Consider the following 19,163-nt stretch of genomic DNA (forward strand, 5'->3'; position numbering starts at 1 on the left):
TCCCTTTCACGCCAGATCGCGCGCGAGACGCCCGAATTCGACGTCATCCTCTCGGGTCACACGCATGAGCGCACGGCGCGGCCTATTCTCGAAGGCAAGGTCATGATTGTCGAACCGGGCTGCTTCGCATCCTTTCTCGGGAGTTTGGACGTCTATATCGGCGACAACGGCGTCGCCCATCATGAATTTCGCCTCATTCCAATTCTGGAAGAGCGTTACGAGGAAGACCAGCATGTGAAAGCCTTGGTCGACAAGTCGCTGGCGCCGTACCGGGATCGAATGACCAAAAGGATCGCGGTCACTGAAACCCTCCTGATGCGCTATGATGTGCTCGAAACCACGGCCGATGATTTCATCACCGAGGCCATACGCAGCGCTGCAAAAGCCGACATTGGATTTTCCAACGGCTTCCGCTTTGGTCCCCCCGTGCCGCCAAAGACGATGACCGAGGGGGACTTGTGGAATTTCCTACCGATGGACGCGCGGATGAAGACGGGCTGGATCACAGGGAAAGAACTGCGCGCTTATCTGGAAAACGAACTAGAGCTGGTGTTTTCGAAGGACCCCTGGAAACTGAGCGGCGGCTGGGGTCCGCGGGCGTCGGGCATGGATGTCACTTTCAGAGCGCTCGCCGAGCGCGGCCACCGGCTTGTTTCCGTCAGGGTGGACGGGCGTGAAATCGAAGACGAACGCCGGTACGCAATCGCAGGCTGCGTGCGTGGCGGCGAGCCCGTCGACGTGATTTGCCGGCATTCCGGCACCCATGACGCGCACGAGCTTCCTCTGACGGTTCACGAGGCGATAAAAGATTATTTGCGGGCGGTTCCCATCATCGCTCCGCAGCGAAGCGGCCGAGAAAAAGCCCTGGACCTGCCGCCCGTTCTGTTCAGTCAGGACGCCGTTTTCTCGCCTGGCGGGATCGCGAGCGCGCCGACGACACCTGCAGGGCTCCCGCCGGGATAACCCCCGGCAGCAGCTCCGGGGATCGTTGCCTTTTGGTCGCCGGGGTGGGCTGCTGAAGTCATGCCCTCCTCACTCCTCCCCAATCAATCGGTATCCGATCCCCGGTTCCGTCTGGATCAGCTTCGGGGCTGAGGGATCCTCCTCGATCTTCCCGCGCAGCTGGCCCACGAAGACGCGCAGATATTGCATGTCCTCTTGATGCGCCGGCCCCCAGACCGTGCGCAGAATCTGGCGGTGGGTCACGACCCGGCCCGCGTGGCGAGCGAGAATGGCGAGCAGGTCATATTCCTTGGGCGTCAGGCGCACTGGCTCGCCATTGCGGGTGACGAGGCGCTTGTCGAGATCGATGACGACGAGCCCGCAGCGAACCGTCGCCGCATTGCCGCCGCCCGCCGCGTGGCGCATTGCGACGCGCAGTCTGGCCATAAGCTCGCCGATGCTGAAAGGCTTCTCGACATAGTCATTGGCGCCGGCGTCGAGCGCCAGGATCTTCTCTGCCTCGCGGTCGCGCGCCGAAAGGACGATGATCGGCGCGCGTGAGAAAGCCCGCGCTTCGCGCAGCACGTCCTTGCCGTCCATATCGGGAAGGCCGAGGTCGAGCACGACCACGTCGGGCGCGGCGGTGGCCAGCAGCCGTAGCGCTTCCATTCCGGTCTCGGCCGTGAGGACCTCATAGCCAGCGGCTGCCAATGCGGGCTTGAGAAAGCGCCTGATCTGAGGCTCGTCATCGACGATGAGGACTCGTCCAAGGGTCATTTCTGAGGCGCCGCGGCTGCTTGGCGTTCACAAGGGAAACGCAGGATCATGCGCGTGCCGCGCTTCTTGATCGCCGGGCTCTGCGCCTCAATCGTCCCGCCCATCGCCTCGACAAGGCCCTTGCAGATGGAAAGTCCGAGCCCGGTTCCGGCCTTGCGTCCGTCGGGGCGTCCCCCGCGATAAAACTTCTCGAAGACGCGCGTCAGATCCGTGGGCTTTATGCCCGGGCCCTCGTCTGTGACCGTGAGGACGAGCGTGCCGCCGTCACGTCGCGCATGGACAATCACATTGCCTTCCGCGCCGTATTTGTGCGCGTTGTCGAGCAGATTGAAAAGCACTTGGCCCAGAAGGTTGGCGTCGCCACGGATCGGGGGAAGGTCCGGTGAAAGGCTGGTCGTCGGGCGCCAGTTGGGGAAGACCTTCTTGCATCTCGCGATCGTGGCGCGGACCACTTCCGCAACGTCGACGAGATCCTTGCGCGGATGCAGCGCGCCCGATTCGATGCGGGACATTTCGAGGAGATTGCCGACGAAGCGCGCGAGCCTGCCAGCCTCTTCCTCAATCGATATCAAGAGATCCGCGCGATCCGCCTCCGCCATCTTGTCGCCGAGCTGCCTCAGACTCGTGACCGCGCCGGTGATCGCGGCGAGCGGCGTGCGCAGATCATGCGAAAGGGAAGCGAGAAGCGTCGTGCGTAATCTCTCGCTCTCCTCGAGCGCAGCGGTCCGCACCGATTCCTTGACGAGCAACGAGCGATCGATGGCGATGGCGGCCTGCTCGAGGATCGCTGTCAGCATGCGCTCCTGCTGTGCGTCGAAAGGTTCGTCCGTCAACTTCGGCTCGACGCCCGCGACCGCGACCACGCCGCGGCTCGTCGCGAGCGGCCGAAATTGAAAGCGCACATTGGGGAGTGTTCCCGTTCGCCATCCCGCCACCTCGTTTTTATCAAGGGCCCATCGCGCGGCGACGCTCTCGCCGGGGTCGAGCCGATCGATCGGGGGCCAGGCCGCGCGGATGGCGAGCTCGCGCTCCTCGGGAATGAGAAAGGCCACGCTCTTAATCCCCAAGGTCTTCTGGGCGTGGGTGGCCGCGCTCCACAGCACCTCGTCAAGCTCGCTCGCGCCCGCAACCTTTCGCGAGAATTCGAAAAGCGACTGAGCGGCCTCGGCGCGCTGGCGCATCGCGCTCGAATGATCTCGCAGCCGGCTCGCCAGCATGCCCGTGACGACCGCGACGACGAGCGAGACGATGAGCGTGATGAATTCATACGGTTCCGAGATCGTAAAAGTATAACGCGGGTCGATGAAGAAATAGTCCTCTGCAAGGAAGGAGAGGAGCGCGGCGACGATCGCCGGCCACAGGCCGAAGCGCGCCGCACAGATCAGCACCGGTAGTAGAAAGATCGTCACGAAATTGAGGGGCGGAAGCCAGCGCTCGAGCAGAACGCCGGCGCCAACCGTCACGGCGACGAGCAAAACGGCGGCGGCGACGCCGAAACGAAGGCTGGCCCCATCGATTTTTTTTCGTTGCGGGCGAGGCGGCTCGATTTCCTCGGCAATCTCCACGAGGACAGGGATGTTCGCTGAACGGCGCACCAATTCGCTGGCGAGTGAGGGTCGCCATAGACGCGCAGGGAAATTCGCGCGCGAGCGGCCAACAAGGATCTGCGTGATGTTTCCCTGGCGCGCGATCTTGAGCGCCTCGCCCACCATGTCCTCGGATATTCGCCTCTCGACCTCCGCGCCCAACATCTCGGCAAGGCGCAAGGTCTGGTCCACGTTTTTCACGTCTTCCGCGGATTGGCTTTCACCGATCGCCCGCTCGATGTAGAGCGCGATCCAGGAGGCGTTGAGGCCGCTCGCCAGCCGTGCGGCCGTGCGCACAAGGCGCTCGCCTGAGCTTCCAGGACCGACCAGCACCAAGAGTCGCTCCGAGGTGGCCCAGGGTCCTTCAATCGCGCTCTGGCGGAGCAGGTCGACCATTTCATCGTCGACGCGCTCGGCGGTGCGGCGAAGCGCGAGCTCGCGCAGCGCGATGAGATTTCTCGGGATGAAGAAGTTCTGTCGGGCGCGCGCCGCCATGTCGGTGACATAGACTTTGCCTTGCGAGAGTCGCTCCAGCAGCTCGTCGGGCGTGATGTCGACAAGAATTACGTCATGCGCATCCGCCAGCAGCCGGTCAGGAACAGTCTCGCGGACGGCGACGCCGGTGATCCGCGTGACCACGTCGGCCAGGCTTTCGAGATGCTGGATATTGAGCGTCGTCCAAACGTCGACGCCGGCGCTGAGCAGCTCGTTCACGTCGAGCCAGCGCTTTGGGTGGCGGCTGTCAGGAGCGTTGGTGTGGGCGAGCTCGTCGACGAGAATAGTCTGCGGCTTGCGGGCGAGGGCGGCGTCGATGTCGAACTCTTCGAGCGTGCGGCCGCGATAGTCGATGCTCCGTCGAGGCAAGACTTCCAGCCCCTCGACGAGCGCTTCAGTCTCGCTTCGCCCGTGCGTCTCGACGAGGCCGATCACGACGTCGCAGCCGCTGGCTTTGGCCGCGCGCGCGCGGGAGAGCATCGCGTAAGTCTTGCCGACCCCGGGCGCAGCGCCCAGAAAGACGCGCAGCCGACCTTTCCCTTCCTGGCCAACAAGCGCGAGCAGCGCGTCGGGATCCGGCCGACGTTCCAAATCCGTCTCGTGTCGCGCCACGCTGCTGCTCCCGTCAAAGGGGCGTCATTTTAGACCATCTAGCGCGAGATTGAGGAGCAAAACATTGACGCGCGGCTCGCCGATGACCCCGAACAGCCGCGGCTCGATCTGCTCTTCGACGAGGGCGCGCAGCTGCGACTCGTTCAGCCCGCGCGCCTTGGCGACGGCGGAAACCTGGATGAGCGCGTAGGCCGGGGAGATGTGCGGATCCAGGCCCGAGGCCGAGCTCGTGACGGAGTCTGCCGGAACGTCCCAAAGCCGCCCCGTGGCGACGCCGGCTTCGATTGCGGCCTCGACCCGATCGACGAGCTTCTTCGAGGTCGGGCCGAGGTTAGAGCCGGCGGAGTTCGCCGCGTTATAGGGCGCGTCCACGGTTTTCGTCGCGTCCGACGGATCGGGCGCGGTCGTCGCGGATGGGCGGGGGTGGAAATAACGCTCCGAGACGAAATTCTGGCCGATCAGCTCGGAGCCGAGAACCTTGCCGTCCGGCTCGACGATGAGCGAGCCATTCGCTTTGGCGGGGAGGGCCAGTTGCGCGAGCCCGGTGATCGCGAGCGGATAGAGGAGCCCGGTCAGGAGCGTAAACAGGATCACCATGACCAGGGATGCGCGGAGTTGAGAGAGCATGGCGGAGTCCTCAGGCGAGATGCAGCGCGGAGACGAGAAGGTCGATGAGCTTGATGCCGATGAAGGGGACGATGATTCCGCCGAGCCCGTAGATCAGCAGATTTCTGCGCAGCAGCGCTGCCGCGCCGACCGGCTTGTATTCCACGCCCGTCAGCGCCAAAGGAATGAGCGCGACGATGATCAAGGCGTTGAAGATCACGGCCGACAGGATCGCCGACTGTGGCGACGCCAGCTTCATGACGTTGATCGCTCCGAGCTCGGGGTAGGTCACGATGAACAGCGCCGGGATGATCGCGAAATATTTCGCGACGTCATTGGCGATGGAGAAGGTCGTGAGCGAGCCGCGCGTCATCAGCAGCTGCTTGCCGATGGCGACGATTTCTATGAGCTTCGTGGGATCGCTGTCGAGGTCGACCATGTTGCCGGCCTCGCGCGCGGCTTGGGTTCCCGTTTGCATCGCGACGCCGACATCGGCCTGCGCCAGCGCGGGCGCGTCATTGGTGCCGTCGCCGCACATGGCGATGAGGCGTCCGCCCTGCTGCTCCTTGCGGATGTAGGCGAGCTTGTCCTCGGGCTTCGCCTGAGCGATGAAGTCGTCGACGCCCGCCTCGCCGGCGATTGCAGCGGCGGTGGTGGGATTGTCGCCCGTCACCATGACCGTCTTGATGCCCATGGCGCGCAGCTCGGCGAAGCGCGCCTTGATGTCGGGCTTGATAATATCCTTGAGGTGAACGACGCCGAGCAGGCGCCCGTTTTCCGAGACCGCCAGCGGCGTGCCGCCGGCGCGTGAGATACGTTCGACGGCGCGCGTGAAGTCATCTGGGATGAGACTCTTGGCGACCGCCGCGCGCTCGAGAACGTCGGCGTCGAAAGCGGTCGCAGCCTGCTCGCGGTTGTTTTCGCGAGACGTGCGAAAATCCGCCTCGAGCTGCGCCAGAATGGCGTCCACGGCGCCCTTTCGCACAGAACGACCCGGGAGGTCGACGCCTGAGATCCGCGTATGGGCGGAGAAGGGGACGATCCTAGCTTCTGCCCCCAGAAGCGGCGCCGCCAATCCGTATCGGCTCATCGCCAGCGCGACGATCGAACGGCCTTCGGGCGTCTCATCGGCGAGGGAAGACAGCAGAACCGCTTCCGCCAACGCGTGTTCCGAGACGGCGCCGACCGCGACGAACTCATCAGCCATACGGTTGCCGAAGGTGATCGTCCCGGTCTTGTCGAGCAGCAGCGTGTCGACGTCGCCCGCCGCCTCAACGGCGCGGCCTGAGGTCGCGATCACATTGAAGCGGATCAGCCGATCCATGCCGGCGATGCCAATCGCCGACAAGAGACCGCCGATCGTCGTCGGGATCAGGCAGACGAGCAGCGCGATGAGCACGCTCAGCGAGAGCGTCGTTCCGGAATAATTGGCGAGCGGCCACAGCGTCACGCAGACAATGAGGAAGATGATCGTCAGGCCCGACAGCAGGATTGACAACGCCAATTCGTTCGGCGTCTTTTGACGTTGGGCTCCCTCGACGAGCGCGATCATGCGGTCGATGAAGGTCGAGCCCGCCGCCGCGGTGATACGCACTTTGATCCAGTCGGACAGGACGGTCGTGCCGCCGGTCACGGCAGAACGGTCGCCGCCCGCCTCGCGAATGACGGGGGCGGACTCGCCGGTGATGGCGGACTCGTTCACGGACGCGACGCCCTCGATGACCTCGCCGTCGCCGGGGATCAGATCACCGGCCTCAACGAGCACCACGTCGCCGATCCTAAGATCGAGCGCGGAGACGCCTTCGACGACGTCTTTCATGCCGCTCTTGTTCTCGGGATCGATGAGCCGCTTGGCGCGCGTGTCGCTGCGGGTCTTGCGCAGCGCGTCGGCCTGCGCCTTGCCTCGTCCTTCTGCGACGGCCTCGGCGAAATTGGCGAAGAGCACGGTGAACCAGAGCCAGGCCGCGATCTGCCCCGTGAACAAAGCCGCGCCGTTGTGGACGATGAGGTCACGCAGGAAGAGCAGCGTCACCAACGCCGAAACAACCTCGGTGACGAAGATCACGGGATTGCGGGCAAGGTGGCGCGGATCGAGCTTGCGGAAAGCGTCCACCGAAGCGCCTTTGATGATGGCCGGATCGAAAAGTCCGGGCGAAGCGACTTTCGAAGTCATGAGATGCTACTCCGTTAGAAGGTCTTTCCAGCCTGCAGCAGGAAGTGTTCGACCACGGGTCCGAGCGCGAGCGCCGGGAAATATTGCAGGAGGTAGAGGATCACGATCACGCCGATCAGCAGGCCGATGAAGAGCGGTCCATGCGTCGGGAACGTGCCCACCGAGGCGGGGGACTTCTTTTTGGCGGCGAAGGATCCCGCCAGCGCCAGCACCGGGATCACATAGGCGAAACGGCCTACGAACATCGCGATACCCAGCGTTGTGTTGAACCACAGCGTATTGCCGGAGAGACCGGCAAAGGCCGACCCATTGTTGGCGTTGGTGGAGGCGAAAGCGTAAAGGACTTCTGACAGCCCGTGGGGTCCCGAGTTGCCGAGGCTGTCGAGACCGGTCTTCAGCATGACCGACGCCGCGGAAAAGCCGAGCACGCTCAGCGGATAGATCAGCACCGCCAACATGGCGAGCTTCATCTCCCGCGATTCGATCTTCTTGCCGAGATATTCGGGCGTGCGTCCGACCATCAAACCTGCGACGAAGACGGCGATCACCGCGAGCACGAGGAAGCCGTAAAGACCGGCGCCCACGCCTCCCGGCGAGATGCAGCCGAGCAGGATATTGAAGAGCGGCACGAGCCCGCCGATCGGCGTGAAGGAATCATGCATCGAGTTGACGGACCCCGTGCTTGTTCCCGTAGTGGCTGTCGCATAGAGCGCGCTCATCGCGGTTCCGAAGCGCACTTCCTTGCCTTCCATGTTGCCGGGGGCCGCCTCTACGCCCAGCCTGTCGGTCAGGAGGGGATTGCCCGCAGCCTCAGCCCAGTAAGCGACCGAAATCCCCACCAGAAGCACGATGCCCATGGTGATGACGATGGCGCGACCCTGCCGAAAATCCAGCACGGTCCGGCCGAAGGCGAAGACGGTCGCGAAGGGAGTGACGAGCAGCGCCCAGATCTCCAACATGTTGGCGAGGGCGTTGGGGTTCTCGAACGGATGCGCGGCGTTGGCGTTGAAGAAGCCGCCGCCGTTGGTGCCGAGCTCCTTGATCGCCTCCTGGCTCGCCACTGGGCCGATGGAGATGAGCTGCTTCGCCCCTTCCAGAGTCGTTGCTTCGACGGAGCCGGCGAGCGTCTGCGGAACGCCGAGCGCGACGAGCGCGAGCGCGATCGGGACGGAGATCGGCAGGAGCACGTAAAGGGCGCCGCGCGTGAGATCGACCCAGAAGTTTCCAACCGTCGGCGATTCCGCGCGGGCGAAGCCGCGCACGAGCGCAAAGGCCATGGCGAGACCCGTCGCGGCCGACACGAAATTATGCACGGTGAGACCGAGCATCTGCGTGAGATGGCTCATCGTCGTCTCGCCAGAATAGTTCTGCCAGTTGGTGTTGGTGATGAAGGAGAGCGAGGTGTTGAAGGCGAGATCGGCCGGAACCGGATCGAAGCCTTGCGGATTGAGCGGAAGCACATTCTGCAGCCGCTGCAGAGCATAGAGCGATGCAAACCCCACCACGCTGAAGGCCAGCATCGCCATGGTGTAGACGAGCCAGCTTTGCTCGCGCGCTGGATCGACGCCCGAGAGCTTGTAGAAGATGCGTTCGACGGGCGCCAGGATCGGCGTCAGGAGGGTTCGCTCTCCCGCGAGCACTTTGGCGATGTAGCCGCCAAGAGGCAACGCCGCAGCGATCACCGCCGCGAGAATGAGCGCGATTTGCGCCCAGCCGATAATTGTCATGATGATCCTCTCGCGAAAGCCCGAGGCTCTCTTCAAAATTTCTCGGGATGAAGAAGCGTGTAGACGAGGTAAAGGCCGAGAAGCACGGCGGCGCTCAGGCCAATGATGGGCTCGATCATGGCGCCCCTCCCTCAGAGCTTGGCGCAGAAGCGCGCATAGGCCGCGGTGAGCGCGAAAAGGAGGAGGGCCGAGCCGATGAAGATGAAATCCAGCATGCGCTGTGCTCCGTCGTTAGGTCGAGCGCCCTGCTACGACCGACGGAGCAAAAATAGAGCTTGACGCATAAGGGCGCCATGCCGAAACCGCGGCCGGCGCATAAGGAGAACATAAAGGGCGCCAGGCCCCCCTTTGTTCACAAGGCCTTGGCGGCCGCGAGCACCTCCTCCGCGTGGCCGGGGACCTTCACTTTGCGCCAGACCTTGGCGATGCGACCATCCGGCCCGATCAGGAAGGTGGTGCGTTCGACGCCCATATATTTTCGTCCATACATGCTCTTCTCGACCCAAACGCCGTAGGCTGAGAGCATCGCCTTCGTCTCGTCGGAGGCCAGGGGAATTTTGAGCTCATGCTTGGCGCGGAACTTGTCGTGGCTCTTTGCGGAATCGGGCGAGACGCCAAGGATCGCAGTGCCCGCCTTGGCGAATTTGTCGCGCAGACCGTTGAAGTCGATTGCCTCCTTCGTGCAGCCGGAGGTGTCGTCTTTGGGGTAGAAATAGAGCGCGAGCTTCTTGCCCTTGTAGGAGGCTAGCCCCTGTGTTTCGCCCTCGGTCCCTGGCAGGGAGAAAGCTGGAGCCTCGTCTCCTTCTGCGGGTCGCTTCGCTTCGCTCATCTCATTCTCCTCTTCGGGCTGCGCGGATCCATCACGCCCTCGTCGGCTTCGATAAGCAAGAAGTTTTCCAGGCGAGGTCGACCGGCCTAGAGCCCTGTCCCGGAAAAGTGCGAAGCGGACTTCCGGTCAGGACATGCTCTAAGTTTCTGACTTGCGTTAGGGTCGGGTGGGGGGAGGGGGCCCGGATCTGCGCAGTGCGCAAAAATCGCGCGCTCTAGCTGGCGGCGCGTAGACCCCGGTTCCGCTCGAGCGCCAAAGTCTCGAAATTCTCGTTGAACATGCGAACGAGCTTTTTCGCCGTCGCTTCGTAATCTGCTGCCGACGACCAGCTCTTGACGGGATTCAAGAGACCCGTATCCACGCCTGCGACGGCAAGCGGGACCGACAGGCCAAAGTAAGGCTCGGTCTCAAAGCGCGCCTTTTCCAGCTCGCCCCCGAGCGCTGCGCCCAGCAGGCGTCGGGTCGCCGCAATCGGCATCCGCGCGCCGACGCCATAGCCGCCGCCGCTCCAGCCCGTGTTGACGAGCCAGCAATTCACGTCGTGACGCAGGATCAGATCGCGCAGAAGATCGCCATAGACCTGCGGTGGGCGCGGCATGAAAGGCGCGCCGAAACAGGTCGAGAAGGTCGCCTCGGGTTCTTTGACGCCCTTTTCCGTGCCGGCCACCTTCGCCGTATATCCGGAAAGAAAGTGATACATCGCTTGCTCTGCGCTGAGCCGCGCGATCGGCGGGAGCACGCCGAAGGCGTCGCAGGTCAGCATCACGATGTTCCGGGGATGTCCGCCCCGGCCTTCTTCCACCGCGCCTTGCATGAAGCGGAGCGGGTAGGCGATGCGCGTGTTCTCCGTCCGCGAGCTGTCGTCGAAATCGCAGACGCGCGAATGCGGATGGAACACGACGTTCTCCATCACGGCGCCGAAACGCTCGGTCATCGAGAAAATCTGCGGCTCGGCCTCGCGCGAGAGCTTGATCGCCTTGGCGTAGCAGCCACCCTCGAAATTGAAGACGCCCTCGGAGCTCCAACCGTGCTCGTCGTCGCCGATCAACCGGCGCTCTGGATCCGCCGAGAGAGTCGTCTTGCCGGTGCCGGAAAGCCCGAAGAAAACGGCCGCGTCGCCTTCGGCGCCGACATTGGCCGAGCAATGCATCGGCATGACGTCTTGCGCCGGCAGCATGAAGTTCAAGAAGGTGAAGACCGATTTCTTGATTTCGCCGGCGTAGCTCGTGCCGCCGATGAGCACGATCCTGCGCGACAAATCCATGGCGATGACGGTTTCGCTGCGGCAGCCGTGACGCTGCGGGTCAGCCTTGAAAGAGGGCAGGTCGATGATCGTCAGCTCTGGTGTGAACGAGGAAAGCTCGTCTGGCCCGGGGCGAATGAGAAGGTTCTGGATGAAGAGCGAATGCCAGGCGAACTCGGTGAAGACGCGAACCTTGACTCGATATGCGGGGTCGGCGCCCCCGTAAAGATCCTGCGCGAACAGCTCCTTTCCGTCGACATGGGCCAGAAAATCCGCAAGCAGGAGCTCAAACTTCGCCTTCTCCAGACGCTGGTTGTTCTCCCACCAGACTGAGCTTTGCGTCAGCGGGTCGGCGACAATGAACTTGTCCTTGGGAGAGCGGCCGGTGTGTGCGCCGGTCTCGGCGACGAGCGCGCCGCCGCGGACGATTGTGGCCTCTCCGCGCCGCAGGGCTTGCTCATAGAGATGCGGGACGTCGAGATTGTGGAGGAGACGCCCGCATTGCGGAGGCCCGAACGCCTCGACGAATCCCATGGTCCTCATCGCCTCGTCGGCGATTACCTGTCCTTGGGCGTTCATAGTCGGTTCCTCTTTGAGAGGCCTCGAGCGCTACAATAAACTCAGTGCGCGCCTGACGCTGCGCGTCCAAAAAGAGACAGGCCCTCTCGTCTTTGACGCAATGTCCGCCCCTTACCCTCTGTTCAGATAGGCGGCCCATTTCACCACATCAAGGAAGCCTTTGGCGACAACGATGAATTCTGCGTCAAAAAACCGTTAAACGACTGTTTTCGATCCCGAGAGCCAGCGTCACATTTGGGCTCGCTGGCCTTACGACGCCGTCACAAACCAGCATCATCGGGCGGCGGCGCGCCGTTTTCGGCCGCGGTCGCCCCCTTACGCGTCCAGGCGCGCTCATGCAGATAATAGAGGCCGACCTTCGCAACCGCCTCGGTCGCGGTGATGGCGAGCGAGAGCGCCAAGTCGCGGGTGAAGCCAAACACGATCGCGAAGGTCAGCAAGCTCCCGAGCGGTCGCCAGGAGAGCGACTTCAGGAAGCTCGTGCGTCGCGTTGGGACGGGCTCGACGGATGGCGGCGGCAGGCCCTCCATCGACGAATAGCTCGCCTCCAGGTAGGAGGCGCTCTTCGCCGCTTCCTCCGCCTCGGTCACGAGGCCGACCGCGACCGTCTCGTTCGTGACGCGGTCGATCAGAATGAAGCCGCCCGTCTCGCGGTTTTCGATGTAGCGGTCGCAGACGATCGGCTGGTCGAGCTCTATCTCCGCCTCGCCGATCGCGTTGAAAGCGAGCGTTTCGCCTTCTTCCGTGAGCGGCGCGGCAAGTCCCGTCTCGATTTCGACGCGCGCGGTCACCGACTTCACCGCGGCCGGGACAGTGCGCGCGGCGAGCTTCAAAAGATAGCTCTTGTTGCAGACGAGCGGTTCGCGCACGAGCCACAACAGCCGCGCTTTGAGCCTGTCGCCGACCTTGGCGGGCGAGGCCGGGGAGGCCAACATGTCGCCGCGCGAGACGTCGATCTCTTCGGCAAGCGTCAGTGTCACCGATTGGCCCGCAACGGCGCAGTCGAGATCACCCCCGCCGCCGACGACGCGCGCGATCGTCGTGTCGCGGCCGATGGGAAGAATGCGGACGATATCGCCCCGCCTAACGTTGCCGCCGCAAACGAAGCCGGAGAAGCCCCGAAAATCGTGGCTCGGTCGATTGACCCATTGCACCGGAAAACGGAAGGGCTGAACGAGCGCGCCCCGATCCACCTCGACGCTCTCCAGATAGGCGAGCAGCGGCAGGCCCTCCCGCCACGGCATATGCGCGCTTTGATGAACGAGATTGTCGCCGTCCTTGGCGACGAGAGGGAACGCCTCGATCGAGAGGAAGCGCAGGTGACGCGCGAAGTCGCGGAATTCAGCCTCGATGCGCCGGAAGGTCGCCTCGTCGTAGTCCACGAGATCCATCTTGTTGATCGCGAGCGCGACATGGCGCACCCCGAGCATCGAGACGATGACCGCATGGCGACGCGTCTGACTCAGCACGCCGCGGCGCGCGTCGATCAAGAGCACGGCAAGCTCGGCGGTGGAGGCGCCGGTGGCCATATTGCGCGTGTATTGCTCATGACCGGGCGTGTCGGCGACGATGAACTTCCGCTTCTCGGTCGCAAAATAGCGATAGGCGACGTCGATCGTGATGCCTTGCTCGCGCTCGGCGGCGAGCCCGTCGACGAGCAGCGCGAAATCGAGCGCCTCGCCCTGCGTGCCGTGCTTCTTGGAGTCTTTCTCGAGCGCCTCGATCAGATCGTCCGGGGCCAAGCCTGCGTCATAAAGCAGGCGGCCGATCAGCGTCGACTTGCCGTCGTCGACCGAGCCGCAAGTGATGAACCGCAAAAGCGGCTTCTCGGCGGCCCGGCCAACGGGCGCCTGCGCAGGAACGCCGTGCATCTTAGAAATAGCCTTCCTGCTTCTTCTGCTCCATGGACGCCGCGCCGTCATGGTCGATCAGACGCCCCTGCCGCTCCGAGGACCGGCTCGAGCGCATCTCGTCGATAATCGCCTCGAGCGTCTCGGCTTCGCTCTCGATCGCGCCGGTGAGGGGATAACAGCCGAGCGTGCGGAAGCGCACCTTCCTTCGCTCGATCACTTCGTCAGGAAGCAGTCTCATGCGATCGTCATCGACCATGATCAATGCGCCGTCGCGCCGCACGACGGGCCGTTCCTTGGCGAAGTAAAGCGGGACGACCGGGATGTCCTCGCGCGCGATGTAGTCCCAGACATCGGCTTCCGTCCAATTGGACAGCGGAAAGACGCGCAGGCTCTCGCCCTGCGCCTTGCGCGTGTTGTAGAGGCGCCAGAACTCAGGGCGCTGATTCTTGGGGTCCCAGCGATGCTGGGCGCTCCGGAAAGAGAGCACCCGCTCCTTGGCTCGCGACTTCTCCTCGTCGCGCCGCGCTCCGCCGAAAGCCGCGTCGAAGCGCCATTTGTCGAGCGCTTGCTTCAGCGCTTCGGTCTTCATGAGGTCGGTGTGGAGCTTCGAGCCGTGCACGAAGGGATTGACGCCCATCTCGATCCCTTTGGGATTGGTGTGGATGAGCAGCTCTACGCCGAGCTCCCTCGCGCGCCGGTCGCGAAATTCGATCATCTCGCGGAACTTCCAAGTCGTGTCGACATGGAGCAGGGGGAAGGGCGGCTTGCCAGGATAAAAGGCCTTCATCGCGACATGCAGCATCGCGGCCGAGTCCTTGCCGATCGAATACAGCATGACCGGCCGCTCGCATTCGGCGACGACCTCGCGCATGATGTGAATGCTTTCCGCCTCGAGCTTATCGAGATGGCCGAGACGATTAGGGCCGAGCGAGCTCATGGCGTCGTCGCCTGCGTCGTCGGCCGGCGCCGTGGCACACCGTCCTCGCCCACGTGCAGCCCGCACTCCTTCTTTTGGTCTTCCTCCCACCACCAGCGGCCCGCGCGCTCGTTTTCGCCGGGCTTCACCGCGCGGGTGCAGGGGGCGCAGCCAATCGACAAATAGCCTTTGGCGTGCAGCTCATTGACTGGAACGTCGAATTCCTCGGTCAAGGCGACGATGGCGTCACGGTTGTAATCGAGCAGGGGATTGAGCTTCACGAGTCGGTGCGTCTCATCATATTCGACCATCGCGACTTCACCGCGGGCCTGCGATTGATCGGCGCGCAGTCCGGTGACCCACCCCGACGCGCCTGCAAGCAAGCGAGAGAGCGGTTCGACCTTGCGGATGTGGCAACAGGCTTTTCGGTTCTCCACCGATCGATAAAAGCCGTTGACGCCATGCTCCTGCACGAAGGCTTCGAGCGGCGCCGGGTTCGGATAGACGGCGGCGATCCGTCTGGCGTAGCGCGCCTCGGTCTGCTCCCAGAGATCGTAAGTCTCCGGGAACATACGCCCGGTGTCGAGAGTCGCGATCTCGATATCGAGGCCGAGCGTGAGGATCGTATGGGCGATCCATTGATCCTCGATCCCAAAGCTCGTGGTGAAGACAAGCCTTCCGGGAATAAGCTCGCGCGCAAGCTTCAGACGATGCGCGAGATCGAGCGGGGCGAGACGCGGCTCGAGAAGGTCAACCAGCGAAGGCTTCATGCGCGCGCCTTTCGTCTCTGTTCAAGGATCGCCTCGCGATTCCCGTAGCCCTGCTGGTAGAAGGCGCCATAGGTTGAAGCCGCGACCGACCATTGCGCGGCGTCCTGCCGCGCGGCGATGTCGGATGCAATCTCGATCGTGTCGAAGCCGCAGCGAAGCGCATGCGTCGCCTGATCGGCGATAAGTCGCCCGCTCGCGCGCAACTCCCCCGCAAATCCCGCGCGGCGAATGAGCTGCGCCAGCGAAAAACCGCGACCGTCGCCGGTTGCCGGAAAGGCGATCGCAATGAGGGCCAAGCGCGAAAGATAGGGCGCGAGCTTTGCCGGGTCGGCCGTGTTGGCGAGGAACACGCCGAGCGGCGCGTCCGGGGGAAGCGCGCTCGCGGCTTCCGCGAGTCGCCCTTCGGAGACGATGCACTTTCCGCCCTGGGGCACGTTTTCCTCGTCGGCGAGGCGGCGCCAGGAATCCTCCACGAAACGCCCCTCAGATATCAGCGCCATCTTCGCCCTCCCGCGTCAGCGCCTCCTTGAAGCGCTCTCGTCCAAGGCGCCGCCAGGCGTCCAGAAACTGCTCGCCGTCGTGACGTTCGTGCAGATAGATTTCGATGAGGCTTTCGATGACGGTCGGGACGTTCTCGGCGGCGACGCCCGGGCCCAGAAGCTCGCCGATCGCGGCGGTAAGCGTCGGGTCGCCGCCGAGCGTGATCTGGTAGGACTCCTGGCCTCGCTTCTCGAGTCCGAGCACCCCGATCGCGCCGATGTGGTGATGGCCGCAGGCGTTGATGCAGCCGGAGATTTTTATCCCGAGCTCGCCGATGAGCCGCTGGCGCTCAAGATCTTTGAAGCGACTCGAGATTGCCTGCGCAATCGGGATCGACCGCGCTGTTGCGAGCGCGCAATAATCGAGGCCTGGGCAGCAGATGATGTCGGAGATGAGCCCGGCGTTGGGCGTTGCGAGCTCGGCGTCGTCGAGAAGCCGCCAGAGCGCGTGAAGCTCTTCCTGCTTCACATGCGGCAACACGATGTTCTGCGCGTGGGTCACGCGCAATTCCCCAAAGCCGAAACGCTCTGCGGCCTCCGCCAGCACCCGCATCTGCTCCGAGGTCGCGTCGCCGGGAATGCCGCCGATGGGCTTGAGCGAAATCGTCACGATCGCATAGCCGGGGCTCTTGTGCGCGGAGACGTTGGTCTTCGCAAAGGCGTCGAAAGCCGCGTCCTTGCGTCGCGCTTCCTCATAATCCTTCGACTGCTCTGGAAGCGTCTCATAGGGCGGTGTCGAAAAGAAGCCGCGGATGCGCTCGAATTCTTCCATGTCGAATGCGAAGGGCGCCCGATCCATGGCCGCAAATTCGGCTTCGATCTCGCGCGTCAATTGCTCGAGGCCGGTTTCATGCACGAGGATCTTGATGCGCGCTTTGTATTTGTTGTCGCGCCGGCCGAAGCGATTATAGACGCGCAAGATCGCCTCGAGATAGGCGAGAAGATCCGCGCGCGGAAGCCAGGCGCGGACGGTCTTGCCGATAAAGGGCGAACGGCCGAGCCCGCCGCCGACGATGACCTCGTAGCCCGCTTCTCCCTGCTCATTGGCGTGAAGCCGCAGGCCGATGTCGTGGAATTTAATCGCCGCGCGATCCGCCTCGGCGCCGCTCACCGCGATCTTGAACTTCCGCGGCAGGAAGCTGAACTCCGGGTGCAGGCTCGACCATTGCCGCAGGAACTCGGCGGTTGGCCTGGGGTCCTCGAACTCGTCCGTCGCCACGCCCGCGAACTGATCCGCCGTCACGTTGCGGATGCAGTTCCCGGAGGTCTGGATCGCATGCATCTCGACGTCGGCGAGCGCCTCGAGAATGTCCGGAACGTCGACGAGCCTCGGCCAGTTGTATTGCAGGTTCTGGCGCGTCGTGAAATGGCCGTAGCCTTTGTCCCATTTGTCGGCGATGTCGGCGAGCCGTCGCATTTGCCGCGAGGTCAGCGTCCCATAGGGAATCGCGACGCGCAGCATATAAGCGTGGAGCTGCAAGTAGAGGCCGTTCATCAGCCGTAGCGGCCGGAACTCGTCCTCCGTCAGCGCTCCGGAAAGGCGGCGGCGAACTTGCTCTCGGAACTCGGCGACGCGCGCCTGCACGAAAGCCTTGTCATAGGCGTCATACAAATAGCTCGTGGTCGGCGCGTTGGCGCGCGCCGCGTGCCGCTGGTCGTGCGCGTTCATTGGTTAGCTCCCGACTTTTCCCGCACGCGCCTGCTTGCCGAGGTCGCGCCGCACGCTGGGTCCGGCAAGTCGCGCCCGTTCGCGAAAATGCAACGGTCGCGGGCCGAGCGCAGCGTCAGGCTCGACCTCAGCGAGATAGACGTCGACAACTTTGTTGGCGACGACGTCGGCCTTGCCGCGCGCCTCGAGCGCGGCGGCCTCCGTAGCGTCTCGCGCGATCAATGCGTCGCGCGCGTCGCGCACCCAGCTCTCGGCGCCAAGAAACATGACCTCGCCGTCGAGGAGGTTGCTCGCCAGCAGAATCTGTGGATGCGTCGGCTTGGCCATCATGTCGCCTGAGCGACGGTCACTTTCATGCCGTCGTAGTCGTCTGTCCAGAGAATTTGGCAGGAGAGGCGGGAATTCTCGTGGATCAGAGGCAGTTCGTCGAGCTTATCCAGCTCCTCTTGCGAGGGCGCCGGCAGCCGACCCATCCACGCGGGATCGATCAGCACATGGCACTCCGCGCAGGCTAGAGACCCGCCGCAATTCGTGTCCATGCCGACGCCGTGATCCCTTAGAATTTCCATCAACCGCCAGCCCTCGAGCGTCTCGAGCTCATGGAGCTTGCCTTCCCGATCCTCGACGAGGACGACCGCATGCTGCTGAGGCGCCCGCGCTGCCGCATCCTGCATTCTCTGGCCTTCCTCCTCCGCTACGGACGCGCCGAAGCGCCCTCGTTCTCACTGTCTTAAATACCCATCCCCGAGCCAAGTCAATTCACCCACGCAGCGTGGCAAATAATATATTTTACATTATTTTTCTGTTGTTACTCCCCGCCGCGTGTCGCCAAACATTCGCTCTAAGGGTCTAGGCTGCTCCTGTTCCGTTTTGAAGTTTTCCACGAACCAACGGCGACTGCGCGGAGACGGCAAAGAGGGCGCCAATGCCACGAAATCCTTCTCGAACGAAAAGATCCGCCGCCCCGTCCAGCGCCCGAAACCCGAAGAGCCGAGGCTCTACCCAGACCGTTCCCGTGGCTCGGAGCGTCCCGCAAAAGGAGGAGAAGGTGAAACCTTCAGTCGTTCTCATCGGCGCAGACAAAGGAGGCGTGGGCAAAACAACAGTCGCCCGCGCGATGCTCGACTATCTTCTCGCCCGCAACACGCTCACCCGAGCCTTCGACACAGAGTTCCCCCGGGGCGCGCTTCAACGCTTCCATCCGAGAGAAACCGCCCTCGTCGATCTGACCGCGACGGCGGACCAGATGAAGATCGTCGACACGTTGGAGACCGCGGAGGTTAAAGTCTCGATCATCGATCTGCGCGCCGGCGGCTTCACCACAGCGCTGCAGGCGTTGAAGAACATGGGGTTCCTCGACGCGGTGACGAGCGGCGAGTTCAACTTCCTCGTCTTCCACGTGCTCGGCCCGTCTCTCTCCTCGCTCGACGAGATCGAGCAGATCGCGCCCTATGTGCAGAACGCCCATTATTATCTCGTCAAGAACCACGTGAACGACACGACCTTCTTCGAATGGGATCCGCAGGTGCATCGCAAATATTTCGAGAAGGTCAACACCGCCGGAGAGATCACGATCCCCAAGCTAGATGAAATGGCGTACGAGCAGGTCGAGCTCGCGGGCGAGCCTTTCTCCTCTTATGTCGCCAATCTGGACGCCGAGGGCGAGCCCGCCAACCACTCTTTCGTGTTGCGCGGCTATGTCCGCACCTGGATGAACAAGATCGCCGTGGAGTTCGATCGAGCGGAGCTTCTCGGCGCCGTGGCGCCGCGCCCGGTCAAAGCGGCGAGGTTCGGAAGGTAGGAGAGGGCGGACCGAGCAACAATCAGCTCCCGCTCATCCTGCGCGT

At 63.5% G+C, this 19,163-nt stretch carries 17 protein-coding genes (1 of these 17 cut by a window edge); 2 read left to right on the forward strand and 15 right to left on the reverse strand.

Going from position 1 to position 19,163, the window contains the following annotated elements; translation table 11 throughout:
- A protein-coding gene (locus QMG80_RS11645; RefSeq protein ID WP_085772965.1) for a bifunctional metallophosphatase/5'-nucleotidase crosses the window boundary here: on the forward strand, nt 1-963 show its 3' portion. The gene continues 711 nt to the left of window position 1, outside the view; 963 of the gene's 1,674 nt are visible here — the last part of the coding sequence; its start codon lies beyond the left edge, outside the window; its stop codon occupies nt 961-963.
- 69 nt (nt 964-1,032) lie between these two features.
- On the opposite strand, the gene QMG80_RS11650 is transcribed toward QMG80_RS11645, so the two are convergent.
- From QMG80_RS11650 to QMG80_RS11715, 15 genes are all read right to left on the reverse strand, one after another.
- On the reverse strand, nt 1,033-1,719 hold the full coding sequence (locus QMG80_RS11650) for a response regulator (protein ID WP_085772966.1): 687 nt from the start codon (nt 1,717-1,719) through the stop codon (nt 1,033-1,035).
- Complete coding sequence (locus QMG80_RS11655) at nt 1,716-4,412, reverse strand: sensor histidine kinase (RefSeq protein WP_085772967.1); 2,697 nt, start codon at nt 4,410-4,412, stop codon at nt 1,716-1,718. The genes QMG80_RS11650 and QMG80_RS11655 overlap by 4 nt, the downstream gene beginning before the upstream one ends.
- Before the next feature lie 24 nt (nt 4,413-4,436).
- Nucleotides 4,437-5,039: a potassium-transporting ATPase subunit KdpC gene (kdpC, locus tag QMG80_RS11660; protein ID WP_085772968.1), complete on the reverse strand. Its 603-nt coding sequence runs from the start codon at nt 5,037-5,039 to the stop codon at nt 4,437-4,439.
- Between the two features lie 10 nt (nt 5,040-5,049).
- The gene (kdpB, locus tag QMG80_RS11665; protein WP_085772969.1) at nt 5,050-7,191 is read right to left on the reverse strand and encodes a potassium-transporting ATPase subunit KdpB; all 2,142 of its coding nucleotides are present in this window, start codon (nt 7,189-7,191) and stop codon (nt 5,050-5,052) included.
- A gap of 14 nt (nt 7,192-7,205) precedes the next feature.
- Nucleotides 7,206-8,918 (reverse strand): potassium-transporting ATPase subunit KdpA, encoded by a 1,713-nt coding sequence (gene kdpA, locus QMG80_RS11670; protein ID WP_085773838.1) that lies wholly within the window; start codon nt 8,916-8,918, stop codon nt 7,206-7,208.
- 32 nt (nt 8,919-8,950) lie between these two features.
- Entirely contained in the window at nt 8,951-9,037 is an 87-nt protein-coding gene (locus QMG80_RS21725; protein ID WP_085772970.1) for a potassium-transporting ATPase subunit F, read from the reverse strand.
- A gap of 233 nt (nt 9,038-9,270) precedes the next feature.
- Nucleotides 9,271-9,747, reverse strand: coding sequence for a peroxiredoxin (locus QMG80_RS11675; protein WP_085772971.1), 477 nt, complete (start codon nt 9,745-9,747; stop codon nt 9,271-9,273).
- 214 nt (nt 9,748-9,961) lie between these two features.
- Nucleotides 9,962-11,533, reverse strand: a complete 1,572-nt coding sequence (locus tag QMG80_RS11680; protein ID WP_085773839.1) for a phosphoenolpyruvate carboxykinase — start codon at nt 11,531-11,533, stop codon at nt 9,962-9,964.
- Nucleotides 11,534-11,829: 296 nt separating this feature from the next.
- On the reverse strand, nt 11,830-13,440 hold the full coding sequence (cysN, locus tag QMG80_RS11685; RefSeq protein WP_085772972.1) for a sulfate adenylyltransferase subunit CysN: 1,611 nt from the start codon (nt 13,438-13,440) through the stop codon (nt 11,830-11,832).
- A gap of 1 nt (nt 13,441) precedes the next feature.
- Complete coding sequence (gene cysD / locus QMG80_RS11690) at nt 13,442-14,359, reverse strand: sulfate adenylyltransferase subunit CysD (RefSeq protein ID WP_085772973.1); 918 nt, start codon at nt 14,357-14,359, stop codon at nt 13,442-13,444.
- Entirely contained in the window at nt 14,356-15,108 is a 753-nt protein-coding gene (locus QMG80_RS11695; RefSeq protein ID WP_085772974.1) for a phosphoadenylyl-sulfate reductase, read from the reverse strand. The genes cysD and QMG80_RS11695 overlap by 4 nt, the downstream gene beginning before the upstream one ends.
- On the reverse strand, nt 15,105-15,608 hold the full coding sequence (locus QMG80_RS11700) for a DUF934 domain-containing protein (RefSeq protein WP_085772975.1): 504 nt from the start codon (nt 15,606-15,608) through the stop codon (nt 15,105-15,107). The genes QMG80_RS11695 and QMG80_RS11700 overlap by 4 nt, the downstream gene beginning before the upstream one ends.
- Nucleotides 15,592-17,316 (reverse strand): nitrite/sulfite reductase, encoded by a 1,725-nt coding sequence (locus QMG80_RS11705; RefSeq protein ID WP_085772976.1) that lies wholly within the window; start codon nt 17,314-17,316, stop codon nt 15,592-15,594. The genes QMG80_RS11700 and QMG80_RS11705 overlap by 17 nt, the downstream gene beginning before the upstream one ends.
- A 3-nt stretch (nt 17,317-17,319) precedes the next feature.
- Nucleotides 17,320-17,643, reverse strand: coding sequence for a DUF2849 domain-containing protein (locus QMG80_RS11710; RefSeq protein ID WP_085772977.1), 324 nt, complete (start codon nt 17,641-17,643; stop codon nt 17,320-17,322).
- The gene (locus QMG80_RS11715) at nt 17,643-17,990 is read right to left on the reverse strand and encodes a 2Fe-2S iron-sulfur cluster-binding family protein (RefSeq protein ID WP_085772978.1); all 348 of its coding nucleotides are present in this window, start codon (nt 17,988-17,990) and stop codon (nt 17,643-17,645) included. The genes QMG80_RS11710 and QMG80_RS11715 overlap by 1 nt, the downstream gene beginning before the upstream one ends.
- 374 nt (nt 17,991-18,364) lie before the next feature.
- On the opposite strand from QMG80_RS11715, the gene QMG80_RS11720 reads away from it, so the two are divergent.
- Nucleotides 18,365-19,117 carry a P-loop NTPase family protein gene (locus tag QMG80_RS11720; protein ID WP_085773840.1) on the forward strand — a complete coding sequence of 251 codons (753 nt, stop codon included), beginning with the start codon at nt 18,365-18,367 and terminating at the stop codon, nt 19,115-19,117.
- The last annotated feature ends 46 nt before the right edge of the window (nt 19,118-19,163 follow it).

The organism is Methylocystis bryophila, from assembly GCF_027925445.1.
GTDB classification, from domain to species: domain Bacteria; phylum Pseudomonadota; class Alphaproteobacteria; order Rhizobiales; family Beijerinckiaceae; genus Methylocystis; species Methylocystis bryophila.